Source organism: Mesorhizobium sp. IMUNJ 23033 (genome assembly GCF_044778005.1).
Lineage (GTDB): Bacteria > Pseudomonadota > Alphaproteobacteria > Rhizobiales > Rhizobiaceae > Mesorhizobium > Mesorhizobium amorphae_A.
Genome location: NZ_JBJACT010000033.1, coordinates 17,796 through 39,230 on the forward strand (window position 1 = coordinate 17,796; position 21,435 = coordinate 39,230).

Sequence of the window (21,435 nt, forward strand, 5' to 3'; positions counted from 1 at the left end):
TCGGACAGAATTGAGGAGAGAGGAGTTATCAGGCTCCATTATTCACCGGAGGGTCCGAATGAACATCCACAACAGTGCCCGCCTGACGCCGCTGCGTCGAGAGGAATGGCTCTTTCGGTCTTGTAATGGCCGAGCTTCGGACCTACGTCGCTGCACGGCGTCGGGTCGGGGGGACTGTTAGGAATTCTGTGCGCGAGGCCGATTTCGTCATTGGCTGACAAACCTCTCGCCGAAGACGACGGCGAACTGGGTCTTGGCCTCGAACCGTTTGCGCGGCGGTCGTTTCCATTCCTCGGCCGCGTTGTTCAGCACCAGATATCGCAGCTTCATGGCTGCATCGTTACTCGGGACCGCACCAGCAATCGCTTCTTCATGCGTCTGGCCGTTGAAGGAGACGAGTCGCTTTCGACCGCGTCAATCCGAGCGTGCGCTCGGACCGGCGATCGACCGTGCCCGCGGTCCGGAACCGACGGCATCTCTCACCGCAAGGCCGCTTTGGCGATCCGCATCGAGACCATTCGCCGGGCAAAGCAGGTGAGTGGCCAATTCCCATGAGGGACAAGCACAATGCGCTGATATGGGTTCCGACTCTAACTCGACGGCAAAGAGGCTCGCTGCCCTAGAATTGACTGCCGCAGCTGTTCGGTCGCCACGCGGCCGCGACTTTCGCGCGGCGTGCCCTGCCGGTGTCCTCCCCCACCGACAATGCTTTTCAAAGCGCTCGATGGCGCCGCCAGCCCGCCATCGTAAAAAGGTGCTCTGATCCCTGAAAACTGGATCGTTCGAAAGTGGAGTTTTCCGCGGTAACATCCCTTGGCTGTGAGGAGAACGTGATGCGGAAGTTGGAGACCACCAGCAGAACGGTCGCTGCTATAAAATCAGTAAACCTGGGGATTATCGAAGTATGAAAAGTTCATTGTAGGACTCAATAGTCTAGTCGCACTCGCTATGTCTTGGCAGGAGATAAGCAGGAGTTATTATGATGAAAATCGATCGCGTTGACGCGCGCATATTAACGGCGCTGCAGAGTAACAATCGGCTAACGTCAGACCAGCTCAGTGCGTTAGCCAACCTTTCGCCAACCGCCGTTCAGCGGCGTCTCAAGCGGCTGCGCACTTCCGGCGTTATCGTGGGCGACGTCTCAATCGTATCGCCCAAGGCCGTTGGCCGCCCGAACTCGATGGTTGTGTCGGTAAGTCTGGAGCGAGGGCGCGCCGCGACCATCGGTCGCTTCAAACAGGCGATACGGGCCGCACGTGAGATCATGAGCTGCTACTATGTCACCGGCGAAGCAGACTTCGTGTTGATCATTACCGTCAAGAGCATGGAGGATTACGACGAGTTCACGCGTCACTTCTTCTACGGCGGCAACTTTGACATCAAAGACTTCAAAACTTATGTCGTCGTGGACCGGGTCAAGAGCGGCTTCAGCTTGCCGATAGAAGCAACTACCTCCGATGCCGGACGTCCGGTCGCGGCGTCATAGACGTGGATCGGCAGGAAGCAGCGCTCGTCGTAATGGGCGTTGAAGAGCGAGAACTGCTAATGGCCGTGAGAGACATCAACCGTGTCGTCGATGTCGAGCGTCACGCTTTTGGGCGGCGCGGCATGGCTCGACAGCCACAGATCGACCAGCACCCAGCCGAGCCGGATGACGGTGCGTGGGTCGGGCAGGTTCTCTAGGCGCGAGCAGGTCGGCTGCAAGCACAGATCAATCCCGCTGTCGGGCAGCCGCCCGCAGGCGAGCTTGAAGGCCGGGTCGGTGCGCAGTCGCCTGAGCTTGTCGAAGGGCGAGATCGTTGGCATCCCCGTAGCCGCATGCGATCGCAAAGATGCGGGCGCGCGCAGAATTCGGCCCGCCACCATCCGAGGTGATGCGTCCGCCACCAAACGCAGCTGTGATCTTCTTGCGCCCAACGGCTGGAAATGAGAGCGGCAGCAACGTATCGTCGGTCATGGCGGGTGTGGCTCGCGAGATGCGGTGGCAGGGCTGGCTTAGACAACCGAATCCTACGCCAATCAACCGGTTAGGCTATATCCGCCATATCCGCGAACCTCTCAGACGCTCCGTCGTGCATAAGGCGGGCTAAACTAGCGTCCCTTGAAACGTCGCAACCCTGCGAACTCTCGAGAGGCTCCGTGCCGCACCGTCGGCGACCAAGACGTTGCAACAGATCCTTCAAACAAATTTACAGAACCTTTGCGAGCGCAAATCGCCGACAGTGGTACCTTTACCGCACGGTCTGAGGTCAGGCACGGCTGAAAAGGCTGATGCTGGATCACGCTCAGACCGCCACACAGCATGCAACGGAGGGTCAACAGCCGATGGCAAGAAGAGCGCTCATCCTGGTTGAAGGCCATAGGAGTATTGGTCTGCGATACGTCCAAGCGGCCCAGCGTCTTGGCCTTTATCCAATTACCCTGTCGGCTGATCCAACTCAGTACGACTATCTTGCGGCGGAAGACATTGAGGCAATCCATGTCGATACAGACAATCTCGATGCGCTGATTCGCGAATGTTCTCGGCTACGTGCGACGTATAACATTGCTGGGATTACTGGTTTCACGGACCTCGACGAGTCGCTCTATGCGACAGTTGGCAAGCTCTGCCGGCATTTCGATTTACCGGGACCGAACCCCGCATCGGTTGAACGATGCTGCGATAAATTTGCTCAACGTCAACTCCTCGCGAAAGCGGGCGTTCCAGTACCTGCTTATCGCTTGGCAGCGAATGCAACGGAGGTGGAAAGCTCTGCCGCGGAGATCGGCCTGCCGGTCATTGTTAAGCCAGCCGCAGGCAGCGGCAGCAGCGGTGTCCGATTGTGCCGTGACGTCGACGAGGTAGCCGAACATACGGCCTATCTGTTCGGCGGGAAGCACACATGGGTGTCTTCGCCGAGGATACTGGTCGAAGAATTCGCACAGGGTCCTTTTTATATCGTTCATATAATGGGATATGAGGTCATTGGAATTGAGGCGGGTGCCTTCGACCCTCCACCGCATTTCGTCTTCCGTGAGGGCACCTTCCCGGCCCCCCTAACTGATGACGAGTATAAGCGCATCGTCGATGTTTCGCTGAGCTGCTTGCGAGCTGTCGGGCTTGGTTGGGGGCCAACCTGCATTGAGTTCCGGTGGACGAAGCGTGGACCAGTGGTGATTGAAGTCAATCCGCGCATTAGTGGCGGTCCTCAACCGGTTCAGCTGGCTTACGGTGTGGACCTCATCGCCGAGCACATCAAGCTTGTCATGGGCGAGGAATGGGATTTGCGCGGAAGGCACTCGCACATTTCGGCCTGGCGGTGCCTACTTCCTGATCGCGACGGCATCCTTGATTGGATTGATGGTGACAGTCGGGCGACTGCCGTATCAGGTGTCGCCGAGGTCAAAATTTATGTTAAACCCAAGACACCGATCGTCAGGAAAGGCGATTACCGAGACTCAATGGGATATGTCATCGCCGCTTCACCCAGCCTTGCTCAGACCCAGGCGATACTTCAGCGTGCGGTAGACTTAATCAGTTGGTCGATTACACCATTTCCGACCGAATAGGAAAAATCAGCAAACCCCTCACCTCTCCGCACCAGCGCAATCTGCCCCCCAAGTAAGGGGTGATCTGCGCCACCGTCTGCGAGGCGACGGCATGACGCTGGCGGGATGTTGGAGCCACGTACGGAGGAAGTTCTACGAACTGCGTGTCGCAAACTCGTCCGTAATCGTTGGCGTGATCGGGCCTGGCCAGCCGATTCTTCCGCGCCATCGCCGAGACCCTGCGCACCATCTCGGCCGATCCCAAGCACCTGGGAGCCGAGATCGGCTTCTTCGCCGGCCAGAACCTGCTTCATCATCCGCATCTGCATTGCATCGTCACCGGCGGATGCCTCTCTCGCGACGGCCATCGGTGGATCGCCTGCAGGCCCGGCTTCTTCTTGCCCGTCCGGGTTCTCTCGCGCCTGTTCCGACGATTGTTCCTGGAGCATCTTGAGAAAGCCTTCGCCGCAGGCCAGTTAAAGTTCTTCTCTGGCTTGCAGGACCTGAGCGAGCGCCTTCCGGCGTTATTTGACGCCGCTACGAAAGGCCGAGTGGGTCGTCTATGCCAAGCCGCCCTTCGCCGGACCCGAACAGGTCCTCGATTACGTCGGCCGCTACACCCACCGCGTCGCCATCTCCAACAATCGCCTGGTCGCCATCCAGGACGGCAAAGTCGCCTTCCACTGGAAGGACTATCGGCACGACAATCCGGCAGAAGGTCATGACCGTTGCGTCCGACGAGTTCATTCGCCGCTTCTTGTTGCACGTCCTGCCCGAGGGCTTCCACCGCATTCGCTACTAGACTAGGGCTTCCGCGGCAATCGCTACCGCGCGCAAAAACTTGCTCACTGCCGCGACCTGCCGGTTCCCGAGCCATCGGACAACCGACCCGCAAAGGATTGCCGCGACCGCTACGAGGACCTCACCGGTCATTCGCTCAGGCAATGCCCCGCCTGTCGTCAAGGGCAAATGATCAACATCGAAATCTTCGACGGCGCCACTGGACCCCGCCATGGGAGCCTTTGCGGGCTTCGACACGTGACGATTTCAGAGCTTACGCTTAAATCCAGCGATCACGAGTCCGCGAGTCCGCGCGCCGGTTCGAGGTGTTCACGGGCTCCGGTCGGCGGCGCGAATAGCTGCCGGAGGAGAAGGCGCGGATCGTGGCGGAAAGTTACGAAGCCGGCGCGACCGTGAGCGCGGTGGCGCGGCGATACGCTTTATCCTCGCAGTAGCTGTTCGCCTGGCGTCGGGCCGTTCGTGAGCCGTTGGCGGAAGCGCCGGCACCGGGATCGTTGTTTGTTCCGGCGGTGATTGCAGCGCCGAGGCCTGAACCGGCGGCAAGGCGGCGGCGGAAGCAGAAAGTCGCTCGAGACGCCGGTGTGATCGAGCTGGAGATACACGGCATCACCATGCGGGTCGGTCGGGGTGCGGATGCGAAGACCGTGACCGCAGTGATCCGCGCGCTGAAGGCGACGTCATGATCGGGCCGACGGACGCGGTCAAGGTCATGGTGGCGACGAAGCCGGTGGACTTCCGCAAAGGTGCGGAGGGGCTGGCTGCGCTGGTGCGCGAGACGATGGGGGCCGATCCGTTCAGCGGGGTCGTCTACGTCTTCCGGGCGAAGCGGACAGACCGGATCAAGCTAATCTTCTGGGATGGCACCGGCGTTGGTTCTCTTTTCGAAAACCCGACTAGTATAGGCTGGTAATCCTTCATGCCCAACTGTCCACCCCAAGGGGCGCACTCCAATCGAGGGTCAGTTTCGAATACCATTTGACACCCGTGCTGTCCATCAACGTGGGGAATTTTTGCAGGGCATGGGTCGGATAGTGCATCGATTTGACCACGGTCACAAGTTAGTAGGATACGATCGCTCCTAAGCCGTGCTGCTCTGCGATGTCTAGTATAGCAGAACCTATAGCGACATCATAGATTGCGAGGCCGACATTGAAAACTGCAATGCGATCAGCGTTGCGAACTCTGCCGGCGACCCGTCCTGCGATGACATCGCTGACAGATCCAAGAACTCGGGAAATATCCCGATAAGGAGAGCCTGTAGCCATGATGTAGTTCTTGAATTGTTCAACGTCGTCAGTCAACAATACATCCGAAGCCGTCGTTATATCCTCTGACCATCCTCGGACATGGACGGGCAGAACCAAGCTGCCCTCCTTGACCCATCCGAACCGGAATGCAACGTCTTCCAATCGGCTTGTTGCGGTTACTACGAGGTCAGCGGTGCGGATCGCGGTCTCAGCCTCTTTCACATGAACGACTGTTGCTTTGGAACACGTCTGTTCAACCAACCGGCTAACGGCATTCTCATTGATATCCACGATTTGGAATTCGGCAGCGGGGTGAATCAACGACAACATTTTTACATGGTAGAGGCCCTGAAGACCAGCACCGATTACCGCAATCCTGTCCACGCGTGGCGGCGACAAATACTTGCTGGTAACAGCCGACACTGCCGCCGCGCGAACTGCGGTCAGGTAAGTAGCATCCATCACGCAGACTGGTAGACCCGTGTCCGGATCGTTTAACACCAAAAGCCCTGTGATGTTTGGCAAGCCAACTTTGTGATTGCTGGAGTAACCGGCAACCCACTTAAGACCGACTCGGCGTTGCTTGGGAAGCCAGCCAGCCATTGCGTGAATGAATGCGTTGTGCCTCGGGTGGACCCCGATCTTGGGCGGGTTCTCGAATGCACCATTGCCGTGGTCACGAAGCGTCGCTTCGATAACATCTAATGCTGAGGCGAATGGCAACTTCGTCTGAGTAACGTCGTTTCGACTTAGCCATCTGACAATAGGGGTTGTCATATTACCTCGTCTCCTGGTGCTGAGACCGGCGCTGCAACAGTCCGGCCCTTCGGTTTGGAATGTCGGTAGCCCCGAACGAGGCTACGCGCTTTCAAATGGTCTCTCGCGAACTGGTGTGTACTGCTGTAAGGCTAGGTTGCCCTCGCGGGAAAGGAGATCTGCGCCGTTCGGAGTGTTTCCTCTATGTCGGAAAACAAGAGCGGCAGTTTCGGAGCCAAGCGCTTATTATTTTGTTCGATGAATCGAAGAAATTCTTCGTTATACATGCTAACATAATTGAGATTTCTGACTGCTTCTCCCGAAAGTACTGGAATTGATGACAGATCCACTATGGTGCGCGGCTCCAACCGCAGAAGGGTGTCCTGCAGAGTGGCTTCGTATTCATCATTGACATCCGCGGTTGCGATAACAACGATGGAGCGCGGTTCGTGTGGATACCCGATCTCTGCCGGGCGCTTGAACGCGACTCGAATGTCATTCGAAGGGCGGAGACGTTTGCGAAGGTTCTTAGGATTCCGCGTTACAACTACCGTGGAACGGAATCGCTCTCCGACACCACTCCTGATTAGCCCGCGACCCAGCATACCCGCCCCGATGATGTAAAGGCGGTCGGGTACCTCTCCAGACGGAAATCGATCAGCTATGATGTCTCGGACGATCTGATCGTAGTTGAACGATGCGATGAAACGCTGTCGCTCGCGCGCGGCACGACCCGTTTCTATTGCCAACCGTGCGATCTGGAAAATCGGGAGGTTGGGACTAAGAAATTCGATAGCCTTTGCGAGCTGATCGCTGATGTAACTCTCACCGAGGATCTGGGAATGAGCGCTGGATGCAATCTCGGCGAGACGTTGAGCAATTGCGGCCGCACCTTCAATGCGTACATATGAAAAACCAGAAAATATCGTGCTATCGACATTTCTGAGTACGGTTTCTTCACCATAGACCTCGACTCGTGCGCAGGTTGTGACGAGTAGAACTCCACTTCTCGCAAGGTCGGTCGCAAGTGGTTTAATCTGCGCCGAATGCTGCGCCACTGCGAGAGGCGAGGTCATCTGGTGATCACTATAAAGGCCAAGAAGCTTGCTCATCGTTCCTTCCTCAAGTTGATTGAGCTCAAGCGGCAGTTGACGCGGAACGCACTCGAGTTCGAGGGCTTGCACCGAACCTTGCTTTGCCCGAGATGCAGATTCTCTCCTGTGCTTTCGAGTTCAGGATCAGGCGGGTGCAGTCGGCATTGGGTCACCGGGACGATGAGGATCTGCCCGAGATCGACAGGGCGGCGAGCGTTTTTTGGGAGGTGGTGGATTTGCCGATAGCTCCCATAGAATGCGACCTGACGCCGACCTGGCATGTTCATTTCCTTTCTTCTCTGGAGCGATGCCATATCGGCGGCAGTTCCTGCACCCTGCAACGAGGGAATGGCAAAAACCGTGCCAACTGCGCAGAAGAGCTCAGAAATAACTTGTCACTCAACGGTTTAGATGAGCTCGTGGCAGGACGCCGGGCCGAACACCACCGCGTCGTGGACTCAACAAACCAGACAGTTTTGTCGGTTTCTCGCCTTTTTTCCCAGGAATGGCGGACCGGATCCTCAGCGGGAAAGCGAAACTCGCGCGCCATCCGACCGCGCCGGTCGCACTCCAATGCGGAGTCCGGACGGTGAAGAATGTTGAGTTCGGGGCTGAAGCACCGACCGAAACGCCGTCGTACATGCCGCCGTCTCCGTCTCGTACGACGCTCCGGCAGGTGCCACCACAGTTTGATGGTTTGGCCGTCTGCGGAATAGGCGAATTTATAGATCGTTTCGTAACTGACGATCGTGCCCCGCTGAGGAGGTGCTATGGGGCGAGCGGCGAGGGTGGCATCTTTCGGCGCTGTTCGAACCAACTCTTTAGAAGGAGGCGCCCCATGTCGCAGTCTTTGACGCAAGCCGGTCCCTGACCGCTCTCGAACAGGATAACACGATCGTCGCCATCATCGAAATGAGCAAGGGCGAAGTGGCTTCTCTATTCGGCTGGTCAAGGTCAAGCTTTCGAGCTTTCCGCGTCTCCTGGCTTTTGATGTCTTTCGCAGGGTCTTGCTTCTCTCCGGGATCGGCCCTTTGGGCCTCCCACCATGGGGTCAGAATGATGAAGCAGAACTCCTGATCGTCATTCGACGACCGAACTAGCCACTTACGAACTTACTCTACCCGCGAAGGACACCTGCTCCTCCGGGGATTGCGGATTCCGTCATCTCCTTTTGGGCCGCGCCGTTATCCGATTGAGATCAGATGGCGGCTGGCCAATCGTCCTTCCTCCGATAGAATTCGGTACCGTCAGTCATCATGCGATGCATGATGACCGCCAGCCTGCGGGCGAGCGCGACAATGGCCTTTCGCATGCCGCGCCGTTTGGCGATGTTCATCGCCCAGGCCTTCAGCCATGACCATTTTCCCACATTGGTCAGTAGGATCTGGGCTGCTTCGTAAAAGCAGCGTTCGCATCATCGCCACCGCACTAGCGATATGCATTCAACGCGCTTGCTTTCGCCCGACTGTTTGAGCTTCGGCGTCAGCCCCAGTATTGGTGGTCCGACAGCCTTCGAGTTCTTGAACCGCTGCGGAACGACAGCGAGACGACGGGACCGACACCGGGGATCATCAACAGCCGGCACATCTCATCGTTGCGCGAGATGTCCAGAACCTTCTCGTGCAACCGGGAGAAATCCTCACGCAGTTTGTGCCTCGCCGGCAGCACCGGCTCCATGAACTCCTGAAGATCAGCCATGCCATCCACCAGCTCGCGAATCCGCTCCTCGAATTTGACCGCTCCAACCTTATCGACCTTCAACTCAATTGCGCAAAAGTCCGCGAATTTTCGTTTTTCAATGGCAATAGCCTTTCCCTGCAGCAGCTTGCGCGCCGTCAGAAGCGCCCGTCGTTTCTGGCTCGTCAGGGTTTTGACATCGACGGGCCGGTGCCGGTTAATCCGCATGATCTGCACGATGCCGCGGGCATCCTTGTGATCGGTCTTGTTCGGCTGCGCCTTCAGGAACGCTTTGACGTAACGCGTCTCAATCCTGACGGTGACCCCTGTAGGTCGTTCGGCGCATTACGGGTCGACGAGGCGCATATGGCCCTTATACGCGGCAAGTGCGGCGTCGTAGACATACACGTCCACGTCGACATCCCTGCTCAGCGGCTTGGATTGCGATTCTGTGCAATCTCGGCGTAGCGCATGGGCAATGGTGACGACTTGAGGCCCTTCTTGATAGGCACGATATTGCCTTCGTGCTGAGCGCGGATGTATTCGCCCCGTGCTTTGAAGCGGATCGCTGCTTCTCGGCTCCATTGGGGACGCCCCGTTGAACGACCCCACAGTCGCGTTCAGGTGCGTTTCGCCGTTCATCCTTCTCCATCCTCGAAAACTCTTGGCGCGTTGCCACTGGGCTGGTGAGCGATGAAGTCGTGGCTGTGGGCCAGCGTGGTCAGTTATGCTCCTCCTGCCCGCGCTGACACGGCGAGGGGTTGCGGGCCCCTCACTGTTTGTAAAGAGGTCAACGATGAGGAAAAAAGGGCGTTGATGGCACGGGCTTGCGGACTTGGCCTGTCGTTCGCTCGATCAAAAGCGTCACTTGAGGTGGAAGCTTTCCCTCGTGCAGGAGGAGGACCCTTTCGTCCAGTTGCCTATCCTCAGTCGTGAGGCGATGGTTGAGGCGAAGGTAGTCGGTCCAGGTCGGCGTGCGGAATGTCTCTGTCCACTGCACAGGCTTCTGAAGGTTGCGCTGGAGAGTCCAGTGTCGAGCACCGACGCGGCTGTGTACATGCCGCCGCTCGCGCATGAGGTCCAAGAAAGCATCGACGTTTTCCGCGAGTACCAGATATTCGACTTTGACAACGATGGGACCGCTTCTTGGCTTGAGATTGAGGGCGACTGCTGGGGCGTTGAATTGCTCCAAAGGATCGGGCTCGGATTCGTGGCGCTCTCGAAGAGGAAACAGGACGCCGGCCGCAGCGACGAGCAACAGAGCACCAGCAGAACCCGCCAGCGCCCAGGCCAGGGAATGGTTCTGGGCCACCATGCCCCACACCCAACTGCCGGCCGCGATGCCGCCATCTATCAATGCATAATAGATCGAGATGGTGCGCCCCACGACCCAGCGCGGGCTTGCCAACTGCACGCTAACGCCAACCCCGGACCAGGCGGTGACCCACCCCGCGCCGCCCAAGGCGAGCGCAATTGCCGCCACCGCAATTGAAGAGGTCAGTGCAAGGGAGAGGGAGCACGCCGCGCAGGCGATGCAGGCGAGCGTCATCAGCCGTTCTTGAGACAAACGCCTTCTGAACACGCCATTGGAGACGCCTGCGAAGACAGCGCCTGTCCCAAAGCCGGCCGTGAGGGCGCCATAGGCGAGCGGTCCTCCTCCCAGCTGATCCCGGACGACCAGGGGCAGCAGCGCTAGTATGGCGATGCCCGCCAAGCCAAAGAGAGTTCCGCGAGCGATCGCCGTTTTGATTTCCGAAGACATCGCCGTGAAGCGCAGCCCGTCATAGATCGCTGTGCTCATCGGCTCGCGCGGCAGCGGCGAAGAGCGAACCTTCCATTTGCAGCGCCATATGGTCCCCAGAGGTACCAGGTATGTGAGTGTGGTCACGGCGAGAGCCGTCACAAGCCCGAACGAGGCAACCAGGATGCCGCCGAGCGCCGGGCCGACTGTCCGCACAGTGTTGAAGCCGACGGAGAGGAGGGTGACGGCAGCGGGAACATCGCGTCGGTCCACGATATCGCCAACCGAAGCTTGCCAGGCGGGATCGTTGAGAGCACCGCCGCATGCGATCAAGAAGCTGAAGCCGAGGATCATCCAAGGGTCGACAAAGCCCAGCGCCACAGACGCGGTCAGCATCGCAGATGCTATGACCATAATGCACCGGCCGGCGAACATGACCTTGCGGCGGTTGAAATTGTCGGCGATGGCCCCTACGAAGACAGATAGAATGAAGGCGGGCAGCGTCGAAGACGCCGGTACCAGCGCGACCATAAGATCGGAAGTCGAGATCGTCGCCATCAGCCAGCTGATGGCAACGGTCTGCATCAACCAGCCCAGGCTGGAAACCTGCGTGGCGAGCCAGATCGAACGAAAGGTGGGTTTCCTGAGCGGCGCAAATGTCGCTGGCGAACCTGTATCCTCGTCTGCGCTCTTCGCCCCGTTCATTCTCGCAGCGTTCGCCTCCGTCTAATGGTTCGCACAGGCTCGCTTGCGCGGAGGTCGAAGCATGCATCCTCGCGCTGATTGCCGGACCAGAGTTCGAAACGCCGCAGGTACGCAGCTTGCTGCAGGTTGGCAACTTCATTCAATCAAGGATCAATTGTGTAGCAGCTTGCGTCAAATGCAGTTTTCATATTGTCGTCATCTAGCACCGAGATGACTGCAAGCTTCCTGCCGTAAGGCGGCCACGCACCCGACCCATGCGGCGTCCACGTCCTGCCGGATTGATCGCTTGATGCGCTGTCGATCGGCTTCGAGCTTCACCTTGAGCGGAACGGGGTTCGTCCAGGCTTACGCGGCCCGATCTGGCGTTGGGGTGACACGCTTCTGGCGTCCGGAAAATGCTCACCGATCGCAACGCTGCGCGCTCAACGTAAGTGCGCCCGGTCTTTGGATTGCTCTGGGCCGGAACTCCCGAGATGTCTGGCTCAGGGGCGGAAGCCAAGCGCAGCGTCGACACGTCATCATCGACCCCGCCAGAAGCTTCTTCAAACGAGCGTTCTCATCCCCCAGTGCCTTCAGCCGCTTGGTTTCCGGCACCTCCATTTCGCCGTCCTTCTTGCGCCAGGCGTAGAAGGTCACGTCGCTGATGATTCCCTACTTGCGGGATAAATCCGGTACCGACAGTGCCGTGTCATCGGGGATTCTGGAAACAACGAAAATACCGTTGAACCCTGCAAGAACTTATGTCTGTAATAGGTCAATACGTGATATGTGCCTAGCATTGACCTATAGCAATCTTTGGGGGGGAAGGACGGGACGGGAAGATCGCCTGCACCCCGTGTATTCGCAATGATGCTGAACTTAAGGGCAGCTACAAAGAGGTGATACCATGGCTGAACAACGTACCGTAGCCGTCATTGGAGGGGGCGTAATTGGCGTGAGCTGCGCTCTCATGCTGGCGCGGGAAGGGCACCTCGTCACTGTGATTGAGGAGGGTCGCATCGGCCATGGCTGCTCTTGGGGCAATGGCGCCCAATACACTGCGGGATCGTCTTTCCCAATGGCTCATCCCGGTGTGCTGTGGCGTGCGCTGCGCTGGCTCGCCGACACCGAAGGCCCGGTGCGCCTCGCACCGCGTGAGCTACCGCGCACATTCCCATGGCTCGTGCGCTTCCTGCGAACCGGCCGCCGGGATGCCTGGGAGTCAGCCTATGCGGCGTTGCACGCACTCCACGCCCCCTGTGCGGAGCTTTATCGCGATATGCTCGGCGACATCGAGTGGAAACGGGTGTTCCGGCCGAACGGTGCCCTGCACGTCTGGCGCGGCGTATCACCCGGCGCACTCGACGGGGTTGTGGACGGGTTGCGGGCCGCGCATGGCGTGGCCTTCGAGAGGCTCAATGCCGAGGAGTTGCGCGGGTTGGAGCCCGGCTTAGCCCGCGACTACCAGCGCGGGATTTTCTTTCCTGGCGGCGGTCACGTGACCTCACCGCTAGCTTTAGTGGAGAGCCTGATGGGGCGGGCCGCCGCATTGGGCGTTGCTATTCGCACGGCTCGGGTTTTGGCCATCGAGCCCGGCCTCGACGGGGTGACGCTCCAGACAAACACGGGACGCCACCGCTGCGACATCGTGGTCATTGCAGCCGGTATCGCCAGTCGCGACCTCGCGCGCTCCCTGGGAATTTCTCTTTCGCTGGCCAGCGAGCGTGGCTATCACGTCACTATGCCCGGCATTTCCAGAGTCATCAGCCGCCCCGTGACCGACGCCGCTTCGGCCTTTGTCGCCACGCCTCTGGAGGAAGGGCTGCGCATCGTGGGTATCGCGGAGTTCGATGCACCCGATGCGCCACGCAATCCGAAGCAGAGCAACAAGCTGCAGGCGTGCGCGCGCGCGATGCTTCCAGACATACCCATCAGCCATGTGACCGACTGGATGGGCGTAAGACCATCGACGCCTGATAGCCTGCCGATCATCGGTCCCCATCCTAAGCATGCAGCCATCCTGTTCGCCACTGGCCATGGCCACATGGGCATCAGCGGCGCCCCCATGACGGCGGCCATTGTCTGCGACCTCGTCGCTGGACACGCCCCCAGCCTCTCTTGTGCTCCTTATCGTGTGCGGTGACGTGAGCCGAGCACCAGGTTTAATCTTGCGCCGCCTCTTAGAAATGATATAGTGCATTCACAAATTGACATAATCCAATAAAACGGAGGAGACTTCATTGAAACGCTGGATAAGAGGAATTGTCGCGGCCGCCCTGAGTGTGGCCACCCTACTCGGACCGGCCTCCATGCCGGCTCGAGCCGAAGACCCCTCCCTGGTGCTCGACCGCATCAAAGCCAGTGGCAAGTTGCATTTTCCAGTTATGGTCGCGGAGGAGCCGGGCTACATCAAGGACCCGCGCACCGGCGAATGGAGCGGCTTCTTCGTGGACTGGGGCAAGGATATCGCCGGTCTGCTGGGCGTTCAGATCGAGTATTATGAGACCACCTGGGGCAACCTCGCCGCGGACTTCCAGGCCGGAAAGATTGACCTCGCGGTGGCGCTGAACCCCAACCCCCGCCGCGGCCTCGTCGTCGATTATGTGCCAGGCGCCATCGTCGAGGGCATTTGGGCGCTCGTTGCCCGTCCGGGCTTCGAGCCGAAGACTTGGCGCGAGATGGACACAAAGGAAGCTCGCATCGCCGTGCAGAAGGGGGGTACCATGCAAGTGATCGCCGAGTCGGTCATCCCGAATGCCACCATGGTTGTCGTCCCGTCGCGCGACCAAGGCATCCTGGAGCTTCAGTCGGGCAAGGTCGACGCCATGATAGTCGCCGACCAGGACGCCGCCTTCCTCGACGCCAAGGGCATCGGCAAGGCCGTGGTACCCATGCCGGTGCTGCGCAACCCCTCCACCATCGGCATCCGTCGTGAGCCAGGCAATGCTGGGTTTGCCAACTTTCTGGCGAACTGGATGTCCCAGCAGAACTCTCTAGGTCTCGCATGCTCGCGCATCACCCGCTACATGCTCGAGCGCGGCATTGACATGAAGGTGGTTCCTCAGTCTGGAAAGTACTGCTGACCATGCGCACCAGTCGTCTCTTCACCGTAATCGACAGTCATACCGCAGGGCACCCCACCCGAACGGTTACCGCAGGCATCCCTCCGTTACGCGGCCACAGTGTGCGCGAACAGCGGGACGATTTCCGTGCCGTCCATGATGGGTTGAGGGGGCTGCTGCTTCACGAACCGCGCGGGCATGCTGCCATGGCGGCGGCGGTACCCGTGCTGTCCCGCGAGGCAGATCAGGGGCTGTTTTTCATCTTCTCGTATATGTACGCCGACATGTGCGGTCATGCCACGATTGGCTACATCGCCAGCCTGGCCGCTACGGGTGCGCTCCCTGCAGGCTTTGAACTAACCGGCATGTCCATCGAGACCCCGGCAGGCATCATTCATGTGACCGGCACGTTCGAGGCAGGTCAGTTGACCTCAGTGGTGCTGCGCAACGTGCCCTCCTATCTCGCCTCCGCGGACGTGACCGTTGAAGCCGAGGATCTCGGCACAGTGACCTGCGACATCGCCTATGGTGGCATCACATACGCCTTAGTTGACGCGAGCCAAGTGGATCTCCCCTTCGACATCAATCACGCCAGCCGCTGGTGCCGCGCGGGCATAGCCATCAAGCAGGCGCTCAACGCCGCCAGCAGCCACCCTCAAGTTGACAGTGTGCTGTTCCATAACGCGATCGAGGGCGGCGCCCGACATCTGGTAATCTTGGCAAGCAATAAGTTCGATCGCTCACCCTGCGGTACTGGTACTTCAGCGCGCCTGGCGCAGCTCCACGCGCGTGGAAAGTTGACTACCGGCGCGCCTTACCGCGCCGAAAACATTCTCGGGGTGCCCTTCACGGCCAAGGTCGTGGAGGTGGCTCAGGGCAAGGATGGCCAGCCCGCCGTGATCCCCGAGGTGCGGGGCATGGCTCATATCAGCGCATTTTCCACCCTCGTGCTGGAAGTAGACGATCCGCTATCAGCTGGTTTCCTTCCCAACTGACGGAGAGCGCTATGAAATTCGACCCGTCTATCGTCCTCGCCAATTGGGACATTCTCGCCTACGGCCTGCTCATCACTTTGAAATACACGTTTTATACCTGCGCCATCGGCCTCACTATCGGTTTATTCGTAGCCCTGCTTCAGCTCACTCCCTGGCGACTATCGCGCTGGACCGGCCGAATCTGGGTAGAGTTCTTCCGCAACATCCCGCTGCTGGTGTTGCTCATGTGGATCTATTATGCCCTGCCAATCTTTCTGCAGATCCAGATTGGCAAGGAAACGGCGGGTATCCTCGGTCTCGGGTTTTATGCCAGCGGCTTCTATGCCGAGATCCTGCGCGCCGGTATCCAGTCTATCGACCGTGGCCAGACTGACGCCGCCGTTGCGCTGGGCATGGGGTACATTCAGCGCATGAAGCGGATCATCCTGCCGCAGGCACTGCGCCGCATGGTTCCACCGCTGGTGGGCCAGACTATTATGCAGCTCAAGAACACAACGCTCCTCTCGGTGCTGACCATCCCCGATCTGCTTTATCAGGCGGGCTACATAGCCAGCTTCACGTACCGGCCAATGGAGGTCTACACCGTCATCGGCGCCATCTTCATCCTCATCCTTTTCCCCCTCAGCGCTCTTTCGCGCCGGTTCGAGCGCAAGGAGGCCGCGTGATGACCGGAACATCCACCGAAGTAGTACTGAGCGTCCGCGGCATCGAGAAGTCTTTCGGGAAGCAGCATGTACTACGCGGCGTCGATCTTGACGTCCATCGCGGGGAGGTGGTCTGCCTGATCGGCGCCAGCGGCTCGGGCAAGACCTCGCTGCTGCGTTGCATGAACCTGTTGATGGAGCCCGACCAGGGCGAGATCTTCATCGAGGACGCGCCTCTTTTCCGCCGCACCAGGACCGGACGGCTGAAGCTGTCCAGCGCGCAGGTCAGCGCGGTGCGCATCAAGACCGGCATGGTATTCCAAAATTTCAACCTATTCCCCCACCGCACCGCGCTGGAGAACATCATCGAAGCCCCGCTGGTGGTGAAGAGGGCGCCCCGCGCCGAGGCCGAGGCAGGGGCTCGCGAGCTTCTCACCCGCATGGGCCTTCCCGACGCCGGGCACAAATACCCGTCACAATTGTCGGGCGGCCAGCAGCAGCGCATCGCCATCGCCCGTGCGCTCGCCATGCAGCCCACAATCATGCTGTTCGACGAGCCGACATCGGCGCTGGACCCGGAACTGGTGGGCGAAGTGCTCGCCGCCATCCGCCAGCTCGCCGCTGAAGGCATGACCATGGTCATCGTCACCCACGAGATCGGTTTCGCCTATGAATTGGCCGATCGGGTGGTCTTCATGGACCAGGGCGTGGTCGCCGCCAGCGGCGCTCCGCGCGAACTCCTGCTGTCGGGTGCCAACTCTAGGCTCGCGGCTTTCGTTGGGCGCTTCACGGAACAAGCCCGCCTTCTCGGTCCCCTCGCGGCCGCGGCGGACGCACCATCAACCACATCTCCAACTCAAGGATAGTAAATCATGGCCAGTGTAAACTGGGGAGGCATCTTCCCCGTTCTCGTAACCCCCTTCGGAGCCGATGGCTCCATCAATGAGACCCGGTACAAGGCGCTCATCGACGACGCCATTGCCAATGGCGCGCGGGGCGTCGTAGCGGCTGGCAGCACCGGGGAATTCTATGCTCTCACCAAGGCCGAGCGCGCGCGCCTCTACAAATTGACGGTAGACCATGTGGCCGGCCGCGTGCCTGTCCTGGCAGGTGTCGCTGACCTGCGTGTCGAGGATGTACTGGAAGCGTGTCAGTCGGCCGTGGCGGCGGGCTGCGCGGGCGGCATGATCCTGCCACCCATCTACGCCATGCCGAGCCCGCGTGAGATCGTGGCCTTCTTCGAGCACATCTCCCGCAACACGTCGCTGCCACTGATGCTATACAACAGCCCTCGCCGCGCGGGCATCGACATCACCCCGGCCCTGGTGGAGCAACTCTCCGCCCTGCCAACCGTGGTCGCCATCAAGGATAGCTCCGGCGTCATTACTCAGGTGAGTGAGCTTGTGCAGCGCGTTGGCGACAGGCTTCGTGTCTTCGTCGGCTACGAGACCATGATCGTTCCGGCCCGCGCCGTTGGCGCTCACGGCGTCGTCGCCATGGCGCACCAGATCGCCGGGCCCTTGATCCGTGACTACTGGGACAAGGCGCTCACCGGCGATAAGGCGTTGGATGACCTCGGCCGCGACGTCTTCGCCTTCTACCGTTGCTTCCAGTCCGGGGCCTATTACGCGGCCATCAAAGAGACCATGAGCCAGCTTGGCCGCGACGCCGGTGGTCCGCGCCTGCCGCTGCTGCCGTTGGCAGACGAACAGAAATCGGCCATCGCCAAGATCATCGCCGACGCCGGCCTAACCCGTTGGGCCAACGCCTAAGGACAGCCAACATGCGTTCTAATTCTATCATCCAAGAGATTGACGCTTTCATGCTGGAGCCCACCAGTAAAGGCATCGGCTGTCAGATGTAGAGATAACCAGCGGCTGCAACGAAAATAATTGCACGAACAGTTGGCAGCCGCGCCAACATCAACGACTCGCTTCAGAACTGCTTCGACTCAAATGATCCGTTCCAATCGGACTTCCGCCTACTGCCGTCTGAGCGCACCTTACTCTATCCAAGGAATTAAAGTATGTATCCGAAACTGGCACTGTTCATCGACGGCGAATGGATCGAGGATACCAATGCTGGGAGCGAAGTCGTTCTCAATCCTGCCACAGAACAGCCCCTCGGCAGGCTGCCGCACGCCGGAACGGCAGAGCTTGACCGCGCACTCGCGGCGGCAAACCGGGCCTTTGAGGGCTGGAAGCGCACCTCGCCTTACGAGCGTGGGCAGATCTTGCGCCGGGCCGCTGACCTGATGCGCGAGCGTTTAGACCACATTGCTACGGTGCTAACGTTGGAGGAAGGTAAGACCCTGGCAGAGGCGAAAGGTGAGATCACCTCCGCGGCAGAGTTCTTTGACTGGTTCGCAGAAGAGGGGCGGCGCAGCTACGGCCGCGTCATCCCGGCGCGCTTGCCCGATATGCGCCAGACGGTCACACAGGAGCCGGTTGGCCCCGTCGCTTGCTTCACGCCGTGGAACTTCCCTGCCGTGACGCCCGCGCGCAAGATCGCTCCTGCTCTTGCCGCTGGGTGCACCTGCATCATAAAGCCGGCTGAGGAAACGCCTGGCACCACGCTAGAAATAGCGCGGGCGCTCACCGATGCAGGGCTGCCCAAAGGCGTGCTGAACGTGGTCTTCGGTGTGCCCGCAGACGTCTCCGCGTACCTCATTCGTTCACCGGTGATCCGCAAGATCTCCTTTACCGGATCGTCTCCGGTGGGACGTCACCTCGCTCGACTAGCAGGAGAGACCCTGACAGTGGCCACCATGGAGCTGGGTGGCCACGCGCCCGTGATTGTCGCGAAAGATGCTGACATTCAGCGCGCGGCGGAGCTCTCTATGGCCATCAAACTGCGCAATACTGGCCAGGTCTGCACTTCGCCGACGCGCTTTTTCGTCGAACGCCCGATCTACGAAGAGTACCTTGAACACGCGCGTGCCTTCGTGGAGAAGCAGGTAGTGGGCGACGGGCTGCGGGCGGGGACCACGGTGGGTCCCCTCGCAAATACCCGCCGCATCGCTGCCATGGATGACCTAATCGCCAACGCCCTCTCCCATTCGGCCCGGCTAATAGCCGGAGGTGAACGACTGAAGGGGACGGGACTGATGTACAGACCCACCATCTTGGCGGACATTCCCGACCAGGCAAGGGCCATGACAGAGGAACCATTTGGCCCGCTTGCGCTGGTACAACCTGTTGATGACATACAACAGGCGCTCGTACGGGCGAATGCATTGCCTTACGGTCTGGCCGGATATGCCTTCACCCGCTCCGCCGCGACTGCCAACCGCATAGCGGAGAAGCTGGAGGTGGGCGTTATCGGCATTAACCAGATGGTGGTGACGATCCCAGAAACCCCCTTCGGCGGAATCGGCGACAGCGGCTGGGGCCGCGAAGGCGGCATCGAGGGTCTAGAGTCCTACACTGTACGAAAGTATGTCGGCCATCTTCATGTCTAGCAGGGGATGAGACGGAAAGGAAAAGGGGCGCGGAGCATGGATGAGACACTGTCGGGTTGGCGACCACGGCAGCTCGCCTCTGAGGGGCCGCGCTACCTTGCCTTGGTCGATGCTCTGGAGCAGGACATCGCCGACGGCCGGCTGTCCGATGGCGACCGCCTACCGCCGCACCGTGAGCTAGCACGAGAGCTTAGTCTTTCCGTCGGCACCGTCAGCAAAGCCTATCAGGAGGCCGAACAGCGCGGCATCGTCAGCGGCCATGTCGGGCAGGGCACTTTCGTTCGTCGCCGTTCCGCCGCCCGCGCCGAGACGGCGGCAAGACATGAACAAATCAATTTAGCGCTGAATGTGCCCGCCAAGGGGAGCGAAACGCAGATCCTGTCCGCGCTGTTTGGCGAGGTGGTCCGCGAGCGTGATCTTGCACCGTTGCTGGGCTACCACCCCCACGGCGGCATCCATTGGCACCGCGAAATCATCGCCGCCTCGCTGTCTGACAACAGCTTCACCGTCGAGCCGGCACGGCTATTCCTGTGCAACGGCGCACAGCACGCCATCGACATCGCCCTGCGCTTGGTGGCAAAGCCCGGCGACAGCATCTTGGTCGATGCCTTCACCTATTCCGGCTTCAAGGCTATCGCTGCAGCCAGCCATTTCAACTTGGTGCCTGTGGAGATGGATGAGGAGGGAATGGATCCAGAGGCGCTGAAACAGGCCTGCCGCACGTCCGGCGCACGGGTGCTCTATTGTATGCCAACGCTGCAGAGCCCGACGGCCCGCACCATGAACCTTGGCCGGCGTCGCCGCATCGCTCAACTGGCCGAGGAATTCGATCTGATCGTCATCGAGGATGACGTGTACAGCTTTTTCTTCACCGAGCGTCCCGTGCCGATCGCCTCGCTGGCGCCGGACCGCACCTTCTTCGTCACGTCCTATTCCAAATGCGTCGCGCCAGGCTTCCGACTCGGCACATTGACGGTCCCGACGGCCTACATCGCTCAGGCCGAGCTCCTCCTGCACGCCTCGGCCTGGTTTGTGGCTCCCATGCTAAGCGAGGTGCTGGTGCGGCTGATCGAGAACGGCAAGCTGGACGAACTGGTGTGTGAGCGTCGCCAGCAGGCGCTGGATCGTTACGGTGTGTTCCTCGACATCTTTCCCAAGGCCCCAAAATTGCAGTTCCCAGCCTTCTACGCCTGGTTGCCGTTGCCGCATGAGTGGTCGGCCGATCAATTAACCGCCGCTGCGCGAGCGCGCAGCATACTGGTGACACCACCCATAGCCTCCGCGGTGGGTGAGGGTGACCCCGGCGGAATCCGCATCTGCCTTGGTGCGCCAAAGGATTCTAGAGAACTCTCCACCGTGCTTCAGATTCTGCGCGACATCTTGGGACGCCACCCAATAAGAGTCGCTTCTGTCGCATAACCGTCTTCATTCTGCTTTCGGTGAGCCCAGCGTTGTTCGCCGCCAAGCACAGCATTTTTTGGGAAGATGGACACCTTTCTTTTGAGAGAAAAGGGTCGGGCTTGCTTAAGCCAGGTGATTTCGTTCTGCTGCGGTCCGAGAGGCTCTGCCCCTTTGGCTCAGGCCGCAATGCGGTCGGCTCCGAAGTCATCGAATTGAAATTGTTCGACAACTTCCGTGCTGGCGGCGCTGTCCGGGCGCCTGGCAGCGACCGGACCCTGCGCCGCCCGCCCTGCCGGTGTTCTCCCCGCCGGCAGGGCGAAAACCGCTTGCCTTAGAGGATAGGCA

The 21,435-nt window shown here is 59.8% G+C and carries 15 protein-coding genes and 7 pseudogenes; 13 read left to right on the forward strand and 9 right to left on the reverse strand.

Annotated features, from left to right (window positions below):
* Positions 1-207 precede the first annotated feature (207 nt).
* Positions 208-342, reverse strand: a pseudogene (locus tag ACFX5Q_RS28450) (IS256 family transposase); the annotation flags it as partial.
* 637 nt (positions 343-979) lie between these two features.
* Between ACFX5Q_RS28450 and ACFX5Q_RS28455 the strand changes: the two are divergent.
* Complete coding sequence (locus ACFX5Q_RS28455) at positions 980-1,486, forward strand: Lrp/AsnC family transcriptional regulator (protein ID WP_404283280.1); 507 nt, start codon at positions 980-982, stop codon at positions 1,484-1,486.
* Here ACFX5Q_RS28455 and ACFX5Q_RS28460 read toward each other — a convergent pair.
* Positions 1,447-1,957, reverse strand: a pseudogene (locus tag ACFX5Q_RS28460) (transposase); the annotation flags it as partial. The gene ACFX5Q_RS28455 and the pseudogene ACFX5Q_RS28460 sit on opposite strands and share 40 nt — an antisense overlap.
* A gap of 368 nt (positions 1,958-2,325) precedes the next feature.
* Between ACFX5Q_RS28460 and ACFX5Q_RS28465 the strand changes: the two are divergent.
* The 4 genes and pseudogenes from ACFX5Q_RS28465 to tnpB form a co-directional block, all read left to right on the forward strand.
* Entirely contained in the window at positions 2,326-3,549 is a 1,224-nt protein-coding gene (locus ACFX5Q_RS28465; protein WP_404283339.1) for an ATP-grasp domain-containing protein, read from the forward strand.
* 197 nt (positions 3,550-3,746) lie between these two features.
* Positions 3,747-4,327: pseudogene (locus ACFX5Q_RS28470) on the forward strand (transposase); the annotation flags it as partial.
* Between the two features lie 340 nt (positions 4,328-4,667).
* Positions 4,668-4,763, forward strand: a complete 96-nt coding sequence (locus ACFX5Q_RS28475; protein ID WP_404283341.1) for a transposase — start codon at positions 4,668-4,670, stop codon at positions 4,761-4,763.
* Positions 4,764-5,008: 245 nt separating this feature from the next.
* Positions 5,009-5,200: pseudogene (tnpB, locus tag ACFX5Q_RS28480) on the forward strand (IS66 family insertion sequence element accessory protein TnpB); the annotation flags it as partial.
* Positions 5,201-5,387: 187 nt separating this feature from the next.
* Here the strand turns inward: tnpB and ACFX5Q_RS28485 are convergent.
* The 7 genes and pseudogenes from ACFX5Q_RS28485 to ACFX5Q_RS28515 form a co-directional block, all read right to left on the reverse strand.
* On the reverse strand, positions 5,388-6,353 hold the full coding sequence (locus ACFX5Q_RS28485) for an ornithine cyclodeaminase family protein (RefSeq protein ID WP_404283282.1): 966 nt from the start codon (positions 6,351-6,353) through the stop codon (positions 5,388-5,390).
* A gap of 131 nt (positions 6,354-6,484) precedes the next feature.
* A complete protein-coding gene (locus tag ACFX5Q_RS28490; RefSeq protein ID WP_404283284.1) occupies positions 6,485-7,444 on the reverse strand; it encodes a hypothetical protein in 960 nt (319 codons plus the stop codon).
* Positions 7,445-7,999: 555 nt separating this feature from the next.
* Positions 8,000-8,171 (reverse strand): annotated as a pseudogene (locus ACFX5Q_RS28495) (IS30 family transposase); the annotation flags it as partial.
* A gap of 453 nt (positions 8,172-8,624) precedes the next feature.
* Positions 8,625-9,415, reverse strand: a pseudogene (locus tag ACFX5Q_RS28500) (IS110 family transposase); the annotation flags it as partial.
* 33 nt (positions 9,416-9,448) lie between these two features.
* Positions 9,449-9,745, reverse strand: a complete 297-nt coding sequence (locus ACFX5Q_RS28505; protein ID WP_404283286.1) for a hypothetical protein — start codon at positions 9,743-9,745, stop codon at positions 9,449-9,451.
* A gap of 148 nt (positions 9,746-9,893) precedes the next feature.
* Positions 9,894-11,549: an MFS transporter gene (locus ACFX5Q_RS28510; RefSeq protein WP_404283288.1), complete on the reverse strand. Its 1,656-nt coding sequence runs from the start codon at positions 11,547-11,549 to the stop codon at positions 9,894-9,896.
* A gap of 516 nt (positions 11,550-12,065) precedes the next feature.
* Positions 12,066-12,194, reverse strand: a pseudogene (locus ACFX5Q_RS28515) (transposase); the annotation flags it as partial.
* A gap of 241 nt (positions 12,195-12,435) precedes the next feature.
* Here ACFX5Q_RS28515 and ACFX5Q_RS28520 point away from each other — a divergent pair.
* The 8 genes from ACFX5Q_RS28520 (at position 12,436) to ACFX5Q_RS28555 (ending at position 21,108) form a co-directional block, all read left to right on the forward strand.
* Positions 12,436-13,671: an NAD(P)/FAD-dependent oxidoreductase gene (locus ACFX5Q_RS28520; protein WP_404283290.1), complete on the forward strand. Its 1,236-nt coding sequence runs from the start codon at positions 12,436-12,438 to the stop codon at positions 13,669-13,671.
* Between the two features lie 97 nt (positions 13,672-13,768).
* Positions 13,769-14,611, forward strand: a complete 843-nt coding sequence (locus ACFX5Q_RS28525; protein WP_404283291.1) for a transporter substrate-binding domain-containing protein — start codon at positions 13,769-13,771, stop codon at positions 14,609-14,611.
* A gap of 2 nt (positions 14,612-14,613) precedes the next feature.
* Complete coding sequence (locus ACFX5Q_RS28530) at positions 14,614-15,585, forward strand: proline racemase family protein (protein WP_404283292.1); 972 nt, start codon at positions 14,614-14,616, stop codon at positions 15,583-15,585.
* Positions 15,586-15,596: 11 nt separating this feature from the next.
* Positions 15,597-16,250, forward strand: coding sequence for an amino acid ABC transporter permease (locus ACFX5Q_RS28535; protein WP_404283294.1), 654 nt, complete (start codon positions 15,597-15,599; stop codon positions 16,248-16,250).
* A complete protein-coding gene (locus ACFX5Q_RS28540) occupies positions 16,250-17,095 on the forward strand; it encodes an amino acid ABC transporter ATP-binding protein (RefSeq protein ID WP_404283296.1) in 846 nt (281 codons plus the stop codon). The genes ACFX5Q_RS28535 and ACFX5Q_RS28540 overlap by 1 nt, the downstream gene beginning before the upstream one ends.
* A 6-nt stretch (positions 17,096-17,101) precedes the next feature.
* Entirely contained in the window at positions 17,102-18,001 is a 900-nt protein-coding gene (locus ACFX5Q_RS28545) for a dihydrodipicolinate synthase family protein (protein WP_404283297.1), read from the forward strand.
* Between the two features lie 254 nt (positions 18,002-18,255).
* Positions 18,256-19,689: an NAD-dependent succinate-semialdehyde dehydrogenase gene (locus ACFX5Q_RS28550; protein WP_404283299.1), complete on the forward strand. Its 1,434-nt coding sequence runs from the start codon at positions 18,256-18,258 to the stop codon at positions 19,687-19,689.
* A gap of 36 nt (positions 19,690-19,725) precedes the next feature.
* Positions 19,726-21,108 (forward strand): PLP-dependent aminotransferase family protein, encoded by a 1,383-nt coding sequence (locus ACFX5Q_RS28555; protein ID WP_404283300.1) that lies wholly within the window; start codon positions 19,726-19,728, stop codon positions 21,106-21,108.
* Positions 21,109-21,435 lie beyond the last annotated feature (327 nt).

Excerpts from the sequence above, each read along its gene's own strand:
- ACFX5Q_RS28455 (WP_404283280.1), top strand. The coding sequence starts at position 980 with ATGATGAAAATCGATCGCGTTGACGCGCGCATATTAACGGCGCTGCAG.
- ACFX5Q_RS28465 (WP_404283339.1), top strand. The coding sequence starts at position 2,326 with ATGGCAAGAAGAGCGCTCATCCTGGTTGAAGGCCATAGGAGTATTGGT.
- ACFX5Q_RS28485 (WP_404283282.1), bottom strand. The coding sequence starts at position 6,353 with ATGACAACCCCTATTGTCAGATGGCTAAGTCGAAACGACGTTACTCAG.
- ACFX5Q_RS28490 (WP_404283284.1), bottom strand. The coding sequence starts at position 7,444 with ATGAGCAAGCTTCTTGGCCTTTATAGTGATCACCAGATGACCTCGCCT.
- ACFX5Q_RS28505 (WP_404283286.1), bottom strand. The coding sequence starts at position 9,745 with ATGAACGGCGAAACGCACCTGAACGCGACTGTGGGGTCGTTCAACGGG.
- ACFX5Q_RS28510 (WP_404283288.1), bottom strand. The coding sequence starts at position 11,549 with ATGAACGGGGCGAAGAGCGCAGACGAGGATACAGGTTCGCCAGCGACA.
- ACFX5Q_RS28520 (WP_404283290.1), top strand. The coding sequence starts at position 12,436 with ATGGCTGAACAACGTACCGTAGCCGTCATTGGAGGGGGCGTAATTGGC.
- ACFX5Q_RS28530 (WP_404283292.1), top strand. The coding sequence starts at position 14,614 with ATGCGCACCAGTCGTCTCTTCACCGTAATCGACAGTCATACCGCAGGG.
- ACFX5Q_RS28535 (WP_404283294.1), top strand. The coding sequence starts at position 15,597 with ATGAAATTCGACCCGTCTATCGTCCTCGCCAATTGGGACATTCTCGCC.
- ACFX5Q_RS28540 (WP_404283296.1), top strand. The coding sequence starts at position 16,250 with ATGACCGGAACATCCACCGAAGTAGTACTGAGCGTCCGCGGCATCGAG.
- ACFX5Q_RS28545 (WP_404283297.1), top strand. The coding sequence starts at position 17,102 with ATGGCCAGTGTAAACTGGGGAGGCATCTTCCCCGTTCTCGTAACCCCC.
- ACFX5Q_RS28550 (WP_404283299.1), top strand. The coding sequence starts at position 18,256 with ATGTATCCGAAACTGGCACTGTTCATCGACGGCGAATGGATCGAGGAT.
- ACFX5Q_RS28555 (WP_404283300.1), top strand. The coding sequence starts at position 19,726 with ATGGATGAGACACTGTCGGGTTGGCGACCACGGCAGCTCGCCTCTGAG.